This window comes from Rhodococcus sp. IEGM 1307 (assembly GCF_030056915.1).
Lineage (GTDB): Bacteria > Actinomycetota > Actinomycetes > Mycobacteriales > Mycobacteriaceae > Rhodococcus_F > Rhodococcus_F opacus_D.
In genome coordinates this window covers 193,486-210,308 of record NZ_JASHKW010000008.1, presented here as the reverse complement: position 1 = coordinate 210,308, position 16,823 = coordinate 193,486, and the positions used below count along the sequence as shown (strand labels likewise).

1 protein-coding gene (running past one end of the window) is annotated in these 16,823 nt (G+C 69.6%); it reads right to left on the bottom strand.

The features are described from left to right. Positions 1 to 16,823, bottom strand: the 5' portion of a protein-coding gene (locus QM841_RS17730; protein ID WP_502943274.1) for a non-ribosomal peptide synthase/polyketide synthase. Its footprint begins 16,906 nt before the window's first position; the window shows 16,823 of its 33,729 coding nt (coding positions 1-16,823); the start codon lies at positions 16,821 to 16,823; its stop codon lies beyond the left edge, outside the window.

Sequence of the window (16,823 nt, the reverse complement as noted above, 5' to 3'; positions counted from 1 at the left end):
TTCAGGACCGCCGCGTGGCTGACCGCGACGCCCTTCGGCCGTCCCGTCGAACCGGACGTGTAGATGACGTAGGCAGGGTTCGACGGCCGAAGGGCCCCCCGGCGCTCCTCGTCGCGCACCGGCGCGGCCGAAGCGTCGACAGGAAGCTGGTCGATCTCCACCACGCGGTATCCGTCGGGCAGGGTGAGAGCATCTCGCGCAACCGTCAGGACACAGAGCGGCGAGGCGCTGTCCAGAACGTAGGACGTGCGGTCGGCCGGATGGTCGGGGTCGAGCGGAACATAGGCGCCACCCGCCTTCACGATGGCGTACATCGCGACCATCGAGTCGATCGATCGCCGAATCGCGAGAGCGACCCTCACCTCCGGCACGACACCCATCTCGATCAGGCTTCGCGCGAGTCGATTGACGCGATCGTCGAACTCGGCATAGGTCAGCGTCTCGTCGCCGGACACCAGGGCCACCGCGTCCGGCGTCCGCGCCACCTGCTCGTCGAACAGGTCGACGAGGGTGCGGCTTTCGTCCGTGCCTGCCGCGGTACCGGCTGCGGTGGCGTCCGCGATCACGCCGGCGAGGACACCGGCGAACGTGTCCGCGAATCCTTCGCCCGACGAGCCGTCGAGCAGTCCGGGCAGCAGGGTGGACAGGGCCACCGTCACCGCGGCCTCCGGGCCCACGCCCACACCGGCGAGCGTGCGCGCGAGTTCCGCGGACTTGTCCCGCAACTGCGCGTACGTGACATCGGTGCCGTTGTGCGACAGCGCGATTCCGTCCGGGTTGATCGACGCCGCGCCGTCGAGGAGTTCGGGCAGCGACTTGGTGGCCGTCAACTCCTCCGAGATCGAGTGCGACATCAGGGACTGCGCCCCCTCGTCCGGCACGGCCAGACCGGCCTTCTCGTCCTCGGTTAGGATGTCGATGTCACCGACGACGGCGTCCGCGTCGGCCGTGACGGCCTCGAGCACGCGAACGAAGCGATCGGCGAAACCGCGGACCGTCGACTCGTCGAACAGATCGGTGGCATAGGAGAACCAGCCTCGCATGCCGTTCGCGACGGATCCCGCGTCGAACCGCTCCTCGACGGCGACGCCGAGATCGGTCTTGCTCGTGGTGAGTCCGCTCTCGAGGACCTCGACGGTCAGCCCGGCGAGCTCGAGCTTCGGCCGTTCCAGGTTCTGGAAGCTCAGCATCACCTGCGCGAGAGGCGCGTACGCGGCGGTGCGCGACGGACGGAGCACCTCGACGATCTGCTCGAACGGCACGTCGGCGTTGCCGAATGCATTCAGATCGACCTCGCGTGCCTGCGTGAGCAGCGTGCTGAAACGGGCGTTCTGGTCCACATCGGTGCGCAGCACGAGCGTGTTGACGAACATACCGACGAGATCGTCGAGCGCGCGGTCACCGCGGCCCGCGACAGGGGTGCTGACGGAGATGTCGCTGGTGTTGCTCAGTCGCCCCAACAGCACGGCGAGTGCGGTGTGCACCACCATGAACAGCGACGCCTGGTGGGTCTGTGCGAGTTCGTTCAGCGACCGGTGCACGTCCTGCCCGATCTCGAACTCGATCAGACCGCCCTGCGGGTTGCGGACGGCCGGGCGCGGCCGGTCGGCGGGGAGGTCGAGAACCTCCGGTGCATCGCCAAGCGCGTGCGTCCAGTACGCGATCTGCTTGCCCGCGAGCGACTCCGGGTCGTCCTCGGAGCCGAGGAGATTCCGCTGCCACAGGGCGAAGTCCGGGTACTGCACGGGCAGCGGCGAGAAGCTGGGCTCCTCCCCCTGCACGCGAGCGCCGTAGGCGCCGAACAGGTCCCGTGCGAGCGGGGCCATCGACGAGCCGTCCGCCGAGATGTGGTGGACGACGACGACGAGGACGTGGTCGCGTTCCCCGAGTTCGAACAGGGCGGCGCGCACCGGGACGTCGGCGGTGACGTCGAAGCCGGCCGATGCCAGCGCGACGACCCGCTCCCGCAGTTCCTGCTCGTCGGCCACGCGGACGACGTCGAGCCCGGACTTCGTGTCGGATGCGGACAGGACGACCTGGTAGGGGCCGTCGACGGAATCCGGGTACACCGTGCGCAGCGATTCGTGCCGGGCGACGACGTCGGCGATCGCCGAACGCAGCGCGTCGGCGTCCAGTGCGCCGGTGAGCCGCAACGCCAACGGGATGTTGTACTCGGCCGATTCGGGATCGAACCGGTTGGCGTACCACATCCGCTGCTGGGCCAGCGACAGCGGCAGCCGGTCCGGACGCGGTCCGGCGGTGACGGGCGGTCGGGCGCCGCCGTCCACACCGAGCTCTTCCAGCCTGCGCGCCAGCTGCGCCACCGTGGGAGCCTCGAAGATCTCGCGCACCGGAGCGTCGATGCCGACGGCCTCGTTGATCCGCGCCATCACGCGGGTAGCGGCGAGCGAGTTTCCGCCGAGCGTGAAGAAGGAGTCGTCGGCACCGACCACGTCGACACCGAGCACCTCCGCGAACACTGCGGCCACCCGCTGCTCGAGAGCGGTTCCCGCGGCACGGAACTCACGGTCCTCCGCCAGGAACTCGGGCTCGGGCAGGGCGCGGCGGTCGAGCTTGCCCACCGGGGTGAGCGGGATGGCGTCGAGGGTCACGATCGTCGACGGCACCATGTACGTGGGCACGAACTCGCCCACGAAGTCCAGCATCCGGGTGACGTCCACCTCGGCGCCCGGCACCGGAAGCACGTACGACACGAGGACCGAATCCCCGGACGGTCCCGGCAGCACGGACGTCGTGGCGAAGTCGACGGCGGGGTGCTTGGCGAGCACCGCGTCGATCTCGCCGAGTTCGATGCGGAACCCGCGGACCTTCACCTGCTGGTCCGAGCGGCCGACGTAGTCGACGGTCAGCGCACCGTCCGCGTCCTTCGTCCAGCGCACGACGTCGCCGGTGCGGTACATCCGGTCGCCCGGCTCACCGAACGGGTTCGCGACGAAGCGTCCCGCGGTCAGCGGCGTGCGCCGGTGGTAGCCACGGGCGAGTCCGAGACCCGACAGATAGAGGTCACCTGCGACACCGACCGGAACGGGGCGGAGCCGATCGTCGAGGACCAGCGCGCTGGTGCCGCGGATCGGACCACCGATCGTGACCGGGCCGTCGGCGGCCATCGGGTCGCTGATGTTGGTCATGATCGTGGTCTCGGTGGGACCGTATCCGTTGAACAGCGAACGTCCGGGTGCCCAGCGCGCCGCGAGTTCCGCCGGGACGGCCTCGCCGCCGGCGACGACGAACTGGAAGTCGTCGAGCCCGGACGGATCCACGGACGCCAGCGCCGAAGGCGTGACGAAGCCGTGCGTGACGCGGTGCTCGCGCAGGAACTTCGCGAACTCGGGTCCGCCGTACACATCGGTGGGAGCGATCACCATGGTGGCACCGGCGCCGACCGCGAGCAGCAGTTCGAGAACGGACGCGTCGAAGCTCGGCGACGCGAAGTGCAGCGTCCGCGAGTCCGTCGTCACCTGGTAACGCGCACGCTGTTCGGCCGCGAAGTTGGCGAGACCCCGGTGCGTCACGACGACGCCCTTGGGTTGCCCGGTGGTGCCGGACGTGTAGATCACGTAGGCGCTGTTGGCCGGTGTCACCGCCGTGCGACGCTCCGCCTCCGCGACGGGAGCGGTGGAGTACCGCGCGGCGGCATTCTCGAAGTCTTCGCTGTCGAGGACCAGCCAGTCCACGCCCGCCGGAAGCCGGCCGACCTCGGAGCTCACGGAAAGCCCGAGCGCCACACCGGAATCGGTGACCATGTGCGCGATGCGCTCGTCCGGGTACCCGGGGTCGATCGGCACGTACGCGCCGCCGCTCTTGGCGACCGCCCAGATGCCGGCGATCGACGCGATCGAGCGGGTGATGCCGAGTCCGACGAACGTCTCCGCGCCGACTCCGCGCTCGATCAGGATGCGCGCCACACGGTTCGAGCGCTCGTCCAGCTCGCGGTAGGTGATGCTGTCGCCGCCCGAGACGATCGCGACCCCGTCGGGGTTCGCGGCGACCGCCGCGGACAGCAGTTCGACGAGAGTCGTGGGCGGGGTGCCCTCGATACCGCGGACCGGTGTCAGTTCCGCTGTCTCCTCGGCGTCGAGGATGGGGATGTCCCCTACCGCGATGTCGGTTCCGCCGTCTGCGACGGCGGCGAGGATCCGCACGAAACGGTCCGCGAAGCCCTGCACGGTCTCCGCGTCGAAGATCTCGGTGGCGAACCCGAGAACGCCGGTGATCCCGGTGGGCGCACCCTCGTCCGACCACAGTTCGCGCAGGTCGACGGTGAGGTCGAACTTGCTGAACTCGACGTCCACGGCGCCGGGTGTCGCCTCCAGTCCGGCGAATTCGAGCGACGGAATGCCGTTCACCTGATGAGTCAGCACGACCTGGAACAGCGGCGAGTACGCCGTGGACCGGGTCGGCTTCAGGGCGTCCACCAACTGCTCGAACGGGACATCCTGATGGCTGAACGCGGCGAGGTCCTGGGTGCGGACCTGCTCGAGCAGTTCGGCGAAGGACGTTCCGGGCTCGACCTCGGTCCGCAGCACCAGTGTGTTGACGAACATGCCGACGAGGTTCTCGAGCGCCTCGTCACCGCGACCGGCCACGGCGGTGCCGATGGCGATGTCGGTGCTCGAACTGAGCCGTGCCAGCAGAACGGACAGCGACGCGTGCAGCACCATGAACAGCGACACGTTGTGTGCGCGCGCGACCTCACCGAGACGACGGTGGATGTCCTCGTCGACGGAGAAGCCCACGGAGGCGCCTGCCATCGACCGCACCGTCGGGCGGGGCCGGTCGGTGGGGAGTGCCAGGACGTCGGGCACACCCGCGAGGGTCTTCGACCAGAAGTCGATCTGCGCCGCGGCCAGGGAGTCGGGGTCGTCCTCGGAACCGAGCACGTCCCGCTGCCACAGCGCGTAGTCGGCGTACTGGACGGGCAGCGCCGGCCAGGCGGGCTGCGTCCCGTCCTGACGGGCCGCGTAGGCCGTCATGACGTCGCGGGCCAGCGGCAACGTGGACGCGCCGTCGGACGCGATGTGGTGCATGACCAGCACCAGGACGTGGTCGGTCGCGCCGAGCCGGAACAGGCGGGCCCGGACCGGGATCGTGTCGGTGACGTCGAAGCCGGTGGAACCGAACTCGAACATCCGGTCCCGCAGGTCCTCCTCGCGGACGTCGACCGGCTCGAGAGCGAGGTCGATGCCGGCGGCGGGCAGGATCACCTGGTGCGCGCCGGAATCGGAGTCCGGGAACACGGTCCGCAGCACCTCGTGCCGCGCGACGACGTCGGACAGCGCCGCGGCCAGCGCGGCGACGTCCAGCTCGCCGCGCAGTCGCACGGTGAGCGGAACGTTGTACGCCGGCGACGACGGGTCGAAACGGTTGAGGAACCACATCCGCTGCTGCGCGAGCGACAGCGGCAACTCCCGGGGGCGCTCGCCCGCGACGAGTGCCGGCCGGGTGGAGCCGTGGTGAGCCCGGTCCTCGACGAGCTTCGCGAGGGTCGCGATCGTGGGGGCCTCGAACAGATCACGGATCCCGACCTCGGTGCCGGTCGCGGACGTGACGCGGGCAGCGACGCGGGTGGCGCTGAGCGAGTTGCCGCCCAGGTCGAAGAACGACTCGTCGACACTCACTCGCGTCGCGGAGAGGATGTCACCGAAGATGCCGGCGACGACCTCCTCGAGCGGGGTGCGCGGCGCGACGAATTCGACCGTGCTCGTGGCGAAGACCGGCTCCGGGAGGGCCTTGCGGTCGACTTTGAGATTCGCGTTGAGCGGCATCTCGTCGAGCACCATCACCGTGTCCGGGATCATGTGCGACGGCAGCACGTGCCGCAGTGCGTCGAGCGTCGCATCGACGTCGAGTTCGGCGCCTGCGGTCGCGGTGACGTATGCGACGAGCCGGGGACCCTGCTCGCTGTCGTGGACGACCACCACCGACTTCTGCACCGCGTCGGTCGCGTTGAGTGCGGATTCGATTTCGCCGAGTTCGATTCGGAGACCGCGGATCTTCACCTGGAAGTCGCTGCGGCCCACGAACACGAGCCCGCCGTCGGCACGCTCGCGGACGAGGTCACCGGTCCGGTACATGCGGGCGCCGGGCCCCTCGAACGGATTCGCCACGAATCGTGACGCGGTGGTGCCGAACATGTTGCCGTACCCGCGGGCCAGGACCTGGCCGCCGATGTAGAGGTCACCGGTCACTCCCGGCGGCACGGGGCGCATCCGGCCGTCGAGCACGTGGTACCGGACACCGCGGAACGCGGCGCCGAACGGGACCGGCCACGACTCGGCATCCCCGGTGGACAGGTCCAGTTCGTACGAGGAGCAGGTGACCGATGCCTCGGTCGGGCCGTAGTTGTTGAGCAGGCGCGAGTCCGTGCCGATCAACGCCGTGCAGGCTGCAGGCCGCAGCATCTCACCGCCGAGGAGGACGACCTTCAGATTGGGCAGGACGCCCTCGGTGTCCAGTTCGGTGAGGACTTCGAACGCACTGGGTGCGAGGTTCGTGATCTGGACCTCGCCCGTGCCGATCATGCGGAGAATCGGTCCCGGATCGAAGCCGTCGTCGGCGAGGTGGAGCACACCGCCGTACGCGAGACCCACCCAGATGTTCTTCTGGGTCTGGTCGAACAGCGGGGAGTTCGCGATCAGCAGTCCGGTGCCGTCCTTCACCCGGAGGTCGCACTGGTACGACTGATAGTTGTTGGACAGGCCCAGCATCGGCACCATCGTGGGCTTGGGCCGCCCGGTCGAGCCCGACGTCGAGATGACGTGCCCGAGGCGCGTGCCTGCGTGCTCGTCCGACCACGGGTCGTGCGGGAAGTCGGTGTCGTCGAGCGATTCGAGGTGGCGCGCCGTCTCGGGGTCGTCGAGCACGATCGGGTCGTCGAGCGCCGCGTTCCCCGTGGGTGCCTCGGTGAGCCCGCTCCAGGACCGGGTGGCCACCACGGTCCGCGTGCCGCTGTCCTCGACGAGGCCCGTGATCCGCTCCATTCCCCACTTCTGGTCGAACGGGGAGTACGCCGCGCCGACCTTCCAGGTGGCGAGCATCCCGATCACCCATTCGACCGAACGGGGGGTGAGCAGTGCGACGACGTCGTCGGGGCGGACACCACGGGACAGCAGTTCGCGTGCGAGCTGGTTGGCCCGGCGGTTCAATTCGCCGCGGCTGGTCTCGACGCCGCCCGCCACGACGGCGCGAGCCTCCGGGTCGCGCTCGACCCACTCCTGCCAGCGCGTGACGAAGAGTTCGAGGGGCCATCCCGACGTTTCGGTGACCTCCGCCTCCGGCGTCGCAACGATCTCCGGTGCGGGCGCGGCGATCTCGATGTCACCGACGAGGGCGTGCGCGTCCGCGATGACCTGGTCGAGGATCGTGCCGAAGCCGTCCTTCCCGTCCTCGGACGGCGGAGCCATCATGATCGTGGGAACCAGACCGGACAGCACCACGGAGACGATCGCGTCCGGACCCATCCCCCGCTCCGACAGCGGCGCGGACATCAAGCGGAGCCGCTCGTCGAACTCGCGGTACGTCACCTGCATGCCGTCGTGAGCGACGGCGACGGCGTCGGGAGCGACCTCGACCGCAGCGGCCAGAAGCTGCGGCAGCTCGCGAACGGTCATCGTGCGTGCGGGCCTGACAGGGCTCAACTTTGCTCTCTCGTGTTCGGTGAGAATGTCGATGTCGCCTACAGCGACACCGGGATCGGTGACGACGGCCTCGAGGATCCGGACGAACCGCTCGGAGATCCGTTCCGCGGTGCTCCGCTCGAACAGGTCGGTGGCGAACGTGAACCTGCCGCCGAGGCCTGCCGGTTCACCCGACTCGTCGGCCTTCTCGGTGATCGTCAACGTGAGGTCGTACTTGGCGCCCTGCGCCATGTCCTCGATCACGCGCACGGTCAGCCCGGGCAGTTCGAGCGCGTCCATCCGGTTGTTCTGGAACGACAACATCACCTGGAACAGCGGCGAGTACGCCGCCGAGCGCCGGATCCGCAGTGCCTCCACGATCTTCTCGAACGGCACGTCGGAATTGCCGAACGCACCCAGGTCGCCTTCGCGGACCCGTTCGACGAGATCGGCGAACGAATCCCCCGGCCGCACGCGGGTGCGCAGGACGAGGGTGTTGACGAACATGCCCACCAGGTCGTCGAGCGCCTGATCGCTGCGTGCGGCGAGCGGGGTGCCGACGGTGATGTCGTCGCTCGTGCTCAGCCGCGACAGCAGCGTCGTCAACGCCGCGTGCGTCACCATGAAGAGCGAGGCGCCGCGTTCCCTGCCGACCGCTTCGAGGCCGCGCCGCAGTTCGGGGGTGATCGCGAAGTCGATCGAATCGCCTCGCATCGACTGCCTGGCCGGGCGTGCGTGGTCCAGCGGGAGGTCGATCAGCTCGGGTGCCCCGGAGAGGGTGTCGGCCCAGTGCGCGATCTGCTTGCCCGCGAGCGACCGGGTGTCGGCGGGGTCGCCGAGGACCTCGCGCTGCCACAGCGCGAAGTCGGGGTACTGCACCGGCAGCGGCTGCCACAGCGGAGCCGCACCGGCGGTGCGCGCGCTGTACGCGACCATGACGTCGCGCGCGAGCGGCGACATCGACGCGCCGTCGGCGCAGATGTGGTGTACGACGAGGACGAGCAGGAACTCGCTCTCACTGGTGGCGAACAGCCGGATACGCAGCGGGGGCGCGACCGTGACGTCGAATCCTTCGGTGGCGAATTCGGTGAGCGCCGTGTGGAGTTCGGCCTCGGTCACCGGGACGGGCGTCAGGTCGAACGGAACCTGCGCGGTGTCGACGACCTGCTGGTACGGGCCGTCACCGGAGTCGGGGAACACGGTCCGCAGCGACTCGTGCCGCGCGAGTACATCCGACACGGCCGACGACATCGCGTCGATGTCGAGCGAACCGGACAGACGCACGGCGAGCGGAATGTTGTACGCCGAGGACGCCGTGTCGAACCGGTTCATCAGCCACATGCTCTGCTGCGCCATCGACAGCGGAACCCGCTCGGGGCGCGGCCGCGCGACGAGAACCGGCCGGTCGGAGCCGGTGCCGGCCTGCTCGGCTACCTTCACGGCGAGCCGTTCCACGGTCGGCGCCTCGAACAACTCGCGCACACCCAGACGGGTACCCGCGGCAGCGTTGAGCCGGGCGACAGCCTTCGTCGCCACGAGCGAGTTGCCGCCGAGGTCGAAGAACGACTCGGCGACACTGATCTTCGCGAGGCCGAGCACGTCGGCGAGCACACCGGCGACCAGTTCCTCGGTGGGCGTGCGCGGCTCGATCATCTCGCCCTGCAGGGCGTCGAAGTCGGGCTCGGGCAGAGCCCTCCGGTCGAGTTTGCCTGCGGTGGTGAGCGGGATCTCGTCGATGACGAGGACGGCGCTCGGCACCATGTGCGCCGGAAGCATGTCGCCGACGAAATGCGTCACCTCGGCCACGTCCACCGCGGCGCCCGCGGTGGGCAGCACGTACGACACGAGGGCGGTCGAACCCGACGGCATCGACGTGCCGAGGGTGGCCGCGAATTCGAGGTCCGGGTGCTTGACCAGAGCGGCGTCGATCTCGCCGAGCTCGATCCGGAAACCACGGACCTTCACCTGGAAGTCACTGCGGCCGACGTACTCCACGCCGTAGCCGGCGCGGTGCCCGTGGTCGACGACGAACCGGACGATGTCGCCCGTGCGGTACATCCGGCTCCCGCTGTCGCCGAACGGGTTCGCGACGAATCGTTCGGCGGTGAGGCCGAGACGGTCGTGGTAGCCGCGGGCGAGGCCTGGGCCTGCGATGTACAACTCCCCCGCCACGCCGACAGGTACCGGGCGTAGCAATTCGTCGAGAACGTAGACGGTGACACCGCAGACGGGACCGCCGATCTCGATCCGGCTCCCGGGCACCAGCAGGTTGCTGACGTTGCTCATGATGGTGGCCTCGGTGGGTCCGTAGCCGTTGTACATCCGACGACCCGTCGCCCAGCGTTCCACCAGTTCCGGCGGACACGCCTCGCCGCCGACCACGACGACCTCGAGCCGGTCGAGTCCGGCCGGCTCCACCGACGCGAGCGCGGCCGGCGTGACGAAGGCGTGGGTGACTTCGTTGTCCGCGAGGAAGTTTCGCAGTTCCTCACCGCCGTACAGGTCGGCGGGCGCGACGATCATCGTCGCGCCGCAGCCGAAGGCGAGCAGCAGTTCGAGGACGGACGCGTCGAAGCTCGGGGACGCGAAGTGCAGAGTCCGCGCCGACGGGCTCACCCCGTAGTGGGTGCGCTGCTCGGCGGAGAAGTTGGCCAGACCGGTGTGGGTGACGACGACGCCCTTGGGCAGACCGGTGGTACCGGACGTGTAGATCATGTACGCCGGATGCTCGAGCTGAACCGACGCGGTCCGCTCGGAATCCGTGACCGGCTCCGCCGACTTCGCGGCGCACAGCGCGTCGCACTCGGACGAGTCGAGGGCGAGCCATTCGACGTCCGAGGGAAGGGTGTCGCGCTGAGCGGCCACGGTCAGGCCGAGAATCGCACCGGAGTCGACGACCATGTGTGCGATGCGCTCGGACGGGTAGCGGGGGTCGACGGGCACGAAGGTGCCGCCGGCCTTGGCGACGGCCCACGTTCCGATCACCGAGTGCAGCGAGCGCGTCATCCCGAGCGCCACAGACGTTTCCGGTCCCACACCGCGATCGACGAGAACCCGGGCGAGCCGGTTCGAGCGCGCGTCGAGTTCCGCGTAGGTCAGCGATTCGCCATCCGCGACCAGCGCGATGCGCTCACCGTTCTCGGCTGCGGTCACGGCGAGGATCTGCGGCAGCGACAGCGGTGCGGCGGCGTCGGTGCCGTGCGCCGCCAGCAGGGACGCACGCTCGCCGGGAGCGAGGATGTCGATGTCCGCGACGAGCGTGTCGACGTCCCCGGACAGCGCACCGAGCACACGGACGACCCGCTCCATGATCTCCTCGACCTCGGCGGCCTCGAAGATCTCGGGAAGGAACTTGGCCGTCAAGTGCAGCCGCGGGTCGGTCATCGCGACGATCGCCAGCGGGTAGTGGGTGGCGTCGTTGGACGTCACGTCGAGAACGCGGAGACCCTCGATGTCGCTGCTCTTCGTGAGCGCCTCGCGGTCGAGCGGGTAGGACTCGTAGACCATCAGCGTGTCGAACAGCGCGCCGAGGCCGAGTCCCTGCTGGATGTCGGTGAGCCCGACGTGATGGTGATCGAGCAACTCGGTCTGCTCGTGCTGGATGCGGTCGAGCAGGGTGCGGACGGCGTCGCCGGCCCGGACGCGCACCCGCACCGGCAGGGTGTTGATGAAGAGCCCGAGCATGGACTCGATGCCGGGCACCTGGGGCGGACGACCCGAGACGGTGGTGCCGAACACCACGTCGTCCCGTCCGGTCAGCCTGCCCAGCACGATTCCCCACGCGGCCTGAACGAGGGTGTTCATGGTGACGCCGAGTTCGCGCGAGCGCGCGGTCATGTCGGCGAGCAGGTCGTCCGGCAGGTCGATCACCAGCTCACCGGGGGTGAGCGTCGGGGCGGTCTCCGCGTGCGCGGGTGCGAGGAGGGTGGGCTCCTCGATGCCGCTCAGGGCCTTCGTCCACGCGGCCACGGGCACCTGCGGGTCCTGCGCGGACAGCCACTCGAGGTAGCTGCGGTACGGACGCGGCTGCGGCAGTGCCAGCGCGTCGCCGTCCACCGCGTACAGGGTCAGCAGATCCTGGATGAGGATCGGCAGCGACCAGCCGTCGAGGAGGATGTGGTGGTTGGTGACGGCGAACCGGTAGCGGTCCTCGCCCGTCTCGACCAGCAGGAATCGCACGAGAGGCGGCGCGGTCATGTCGAACCGGTCGGTCCGGTTCGCGAGCATCAGCGCCTCGAGTTCCGCAGCACGGTCGGACTCGGACGCGGCCGAGAGGTCGACGTGCGTCCACGGCACGTCCACCCGGTCGACGACCACCTGCATACCGGTGCCGTCGTCGCCCGCGACGAACGCGGTGCGCAGGTTGGGGTGCCTCGCGACGAGTGATTCCGCGGCGCGGCGGAGGCGGTCGGTGTCGACGGACCCGCCCAGGTCCATCACCAGCTGGGTGGTGTACACGTCGGTGGCGGTACCTGCCAGCGACGCGTGGAACAGCAAGCCCACCTGCAGCGGGGCCAGCGACCAGACGTCGGCGAGTGCGGGGTAGTCGCTCTCGAGGGTGTCGATCCGGCTCTGACTCAGGGAGACGAGGTCGAGGTCCGACGGCGTCCGGCCACCGGCTCCGGGCCGCTTCGTGTGTTCGACGAGCCCTTCGAGCGCGCGCGTCCACAGGCCGGTGAGCTCGCCCACCTCGGCGTCGGTGAGGACGCCCTGGGGGAAGTCGACGGTGGCCGAAAGTCGCTGTTCTCCTTCGACATCCACGATCATCGCGTTGATGTCGAGGGCGAAGTGCACCGGCATCTCGCTGTTGCGGGTACCGGTCAGCTCCATCGTGTCGGTGTCGGGCACCCAGCCCGCCGCCCGGAACGCGTCGGGGATCTCGCCCACCGATACGCGGCCGAGGTAGTTGAAACTGATCTGCGGGCTCGGCAACGCCGCGAGAACCGCGCGGGTCTCGGCGTTGAGGAATCGCAGCATTCCGTAGCCGATGCCGTGCTCGGGTACCCGGGCGAGTTGTTCCTTCACCGACTTGACGGCCCGACCTGCGGCCGCGCCGCCGGCGAGGGCGTCGCGCACGTCGACGCCGGGCGCCGACAACCGGACCGGGAACATGCTGGTGAACCAGCCGACCGTGCGGGAGAGATCGGCGCCGGGCAGCACCGTCTCCTCGCGGCCGTGGCCTTCGAGGTGCACGAGGGTCGAGGACTCGGTGACGCCGCGTTCCGCGCGCCACGCCGCGACGGCGAGGGCGAGGGCGGTGAGGAGGCCGTCGTTGACGCCGCCGTGGAACGCGCGCGGCACGTCGGTCAGCAGACCGTCGGTGACGTCGGCCGGGACCTCCAGGCGGACCCGGCCGGTGGTCGAGACCGTGTCGCGGCCGTCGAGGGCGCGCGAACCGATCAGCGGGTCCGCACCGTCGAGAGTGGTGCGCCAGTGGTCGAGTTCGGCCACGCGGCGGGCGCTCCGGGCGTTGTCGGCGAGGCCGTGCGCCCAGCGGCGCACCGACGTGCCGACCGCCGGGAGCAGCGGGTCGGCACCGGCGGCAATCTGCGCCCACGCGGATGCGAAGTCGGGCACCAGCACTCGCCAGGACACCCCGTCCACGGCGAGGTGATGGATCACGACGAGCAGTCGTCCCGTCTGCGGGGTGCTCTCGTCCTCCCCGCTGACGCCGTCCTCGCCGTCCCGCGGTGCAAGATCGCCGGAGTCCTCTGCGGGCGCGAACCAGACGAAACGCACCACGCTGCCGGTCGCCGGGTCCAGCTTGTCCACCGTGCGGTCGAGGGCGTGCGCGGCGAGCGCCTCGAACGAGTCGGTGCCGGGTCCCTCGCTGAACTCGACGCGATCGACGAGCCGGTCGACGTCGACGGAGCCGATCGGTGCGACCTCCAGCGACCATCCGGCCGGAGAGTCGGTGCGGCGCAACGACGAACGCAGAGCGTCGTGGCGATCGACGACGGCCGCCAGCGTGCGCACCAGGCGGTCCCGCTCCACCTTCGGCGGCAGGGCCAGGAGAATGGACTGGGAGAAGCGGTGGAAGTCGCCGCCCAGCTCCGTCATCCAGTGCACGACCGGTGTCAGCGGCATCGTGCCGATACCGGCGCCGGGAAGTTCCTCGAGGACGTGCACCGTCGCCGACTCGGATGCCGACTTCGCGACCTCGGCGAGCGAGGCCACGGTCTTGCGCTCGAAGACGTCGCGGGCCGTGAACAGGACACCGGCTTCCTTCGCGCGGGACACCAGCTGGATCGAGACGATGCTGTCGCCACCGAGCGCGAAGAACGAGTCGCCGACACTGACCCGCGGCAGACCGAGAACTTCGGCGAACAGTCCGGCGATCGACTCCTCCATGGTGCTGCGAGGGGCCACGTACTCACTGGACTCCGCCGCGAACGTGGGTTCGGGCAAGGCCTTCCGGTCGAGTTTGCCGCTCGCGCCGACCGGCATCTCGGCGATCACCACGACGGCGTCGGGAACCATGTACGAGGGCACCGCGCGGCCGACGTGGACCGTCAAATCCTCGACGTCCACCGCCGAACCGGGTTCGGGGACGACGTACCCGACGAGCCGCTGTCCCAGGGAGCTGTCGTGCACGACCGCAACCGATTGCGCCACATGCGGATACGAGGACATCGCGGCCTCGATCTCGCCCAGTTCGATGCGCAGGCCGCGCACCTTCACCTGGAAGTCGGTGCGGCCGAGGTACTCGATGCTGCCGTCGACACGCCACTTGACGAGGTCGCCGGTGCGGTACAGACGGGTTCCCGCGGCGCCGAAAGGATTGGCCACGAAGCGTTCTGCCGTGAGCTCCGGCCTGCCCTCGTAGCCGCGCGCGACCTGGGCGCCCGCGAGATAGAGCTCTCCCGCGGATCCGATGGGAGCGGGCCGGAGGTGGCCGTCGAGCACGTACGCCTCGGTGTTCCACACCGGGGTGCCGATGGGAATCGTGTGGAGGGTCTCCCGATCCACCTCGCCTGCGGTGGCGTGCACGGTGAACTCGGTGGGGCCGTACAGGTTGTGCAACCCGGCGTCGGACTTCGCGCGGAACGCCGCGGCGACGGCAGGCGGAAACGCCTCTCCCGCAACGAGAACGACGCGCAGGCTGACGAGTTGTTCGCGGTCCGCTTCGGCGACGAACACCGACAGCATCGACGGGACGAACGATGTCGCCGTGACCTTCTCGCGCGCGATCACGTCGGCGAGGTAGGCGGGATCGCGATGCCCCTCGGGTGCGGCGATCACCAGGCGCGACCCGGAGGCGAGTGCGGCGAACAGTTCCCACACCGACACGTCGAACGTCGTCGGGGTCTTCTGCAGCACGACATCGTTCGCATCGAGCTCGTAGCGCGACGCGATCCACGTGACCTGGTTCAGGACCGAAGCGTGGCTCACCGCCACGCCCTTCGGACGTCCGGTGGACCCGGACGTGTAGATGACGTAGGCCGGGTTCGCCGGCCGCAGATCGGCTGCCCGTTCGTCGTCGCGGATCGGGCCGGCCGGGACGCCGCTCAGATCCAGGGCGTCGATCTCCAGGACGTCCTGATCGGCGGGAAAGACGAGGCCGTCGCGCGCGACCGTGAGGATGCACAGCGGGCGGGCACTCTCGAGTACGTACGCCGTGCGCTCGGCGGGGTGGTCGGGGTCGAGTGGCACGTACGCGCCGCCCGCCTTGACGACGGCGTACATCGCGACCATGGAGTCGAGCGAGCGGCGGATCGCGAGGGCGACCTTCGTCTCCGGACCCACTCCCCTGCCGATCAGCGTCCGGGCGAGACGGTTCACCCGCGCGTCGAACTCGGCGTACGTGAGCTCCTCGCCGTCGAAGACGAGTGCCGTCGCGTCGGGGGTGCGCCCGACCTGGGCGTCGAACAGGTCGACGACGGTCCCCGCCGGCGGCGACACGACGTCGCCGTTCCACCCGGTCACGACCTGTGCGCGTTCCTCGTCGCTCATCGCGGCCAGGTCCGACACCGAGGCGTCGTCGCCGGCGCCGAGGAAGCGCTCGAAGAAGTCGAAGAAGCGGCTGTGGTGACGGTCCAGCTCGTCCGCGGAGTACAGGTTGGGGTTGGCCTCGAAGTCGATGTGGATCTTGCTGCCTGCCACACCCTGGTAGATGTTCAGGGAGAGATCTTCGACCGGTCCGGTGGTGAGGACGTTCTGGTGTCCGGTGACCGTCCCCAGCTTGATCTCGCTGTGGAACATCATGATGTTGATCGAGGGACCGAAGAAGCCACGCTGCCCCTGGGGCGCTCCCGCGTCCCGGCGGATGTCCTCGTGGCGGTACCGCTGGCGGCGCAGGGCGCCGGTCAGCTCGATCTGAACGCTCTTGACCAGCTCGGGGACGGTCATCTCCGGGGTGATCTGGAGCCGGAGCGGAACGATGTTCGACACCATTCCGCCGGAACGGCGCAGCGTGGCGGTGGTGCGCGCCGAGACCGGGAGGCTGAGGACGACGTCCGTCCGGTCGGTCATGTGGGCCAGGTACGCGGCGAATGCGGCCACCACGATGGGCGCGGAGCTGGCGTTGCTGCCGCCGAGGGCCTCGTCGAGCAGGGTGGCGGTGGACTCGGGCAGTGCCTCGGAGGAGAGCCGCGCGAACTTGCCCACCATGGCCGCACGACCGGCGAGGCTCGGGGCCTCGGGCAGGTGCGCGGTGCGTTCGGCCCAGTATTCGCGATCCTTCGCGAACCGCTCGGAGTTGCGGTACCGCTGCTCGTCCTCGACGATCCGGACCAGGTCCTCGGCGCGGCAGGCCGGCGGCTCGGTGCCCTCGACCAGCGCCGTGTAGATCTCGGCGATGCGTGCGATCAGCGCCATCGCGCCGAATCCGTCGAGCGCGATGTGATGGATGCGGCAGAACCAGAAGTAGTGATTCTCCCCGACGTGGAGCAGGTAGACCACGACGAGGCGGTCTTCGAGGAGGTCGACGGGGGCGCTGTAGTTGGCCCGCATCCACTTCTCGGCGGCGTCGACGGAATCGCCCTCGCCGCGGAGGTCGACGTAGGTGATGGCGTCGTCGAGGGACTTGTCGACGTACTGGTAGGGCATCCCCTCGATCTCGACGAGGCGGAGGAAACCGGAGCCGAACTCCCGGCCGGTACGGACCGTGGCCTCGGTCAGCAGGTCGAGGTCGATGTCACCGCGAAGCTCGATGTACTGGGCGATGGTGAGAGGAACCTCGCCCAT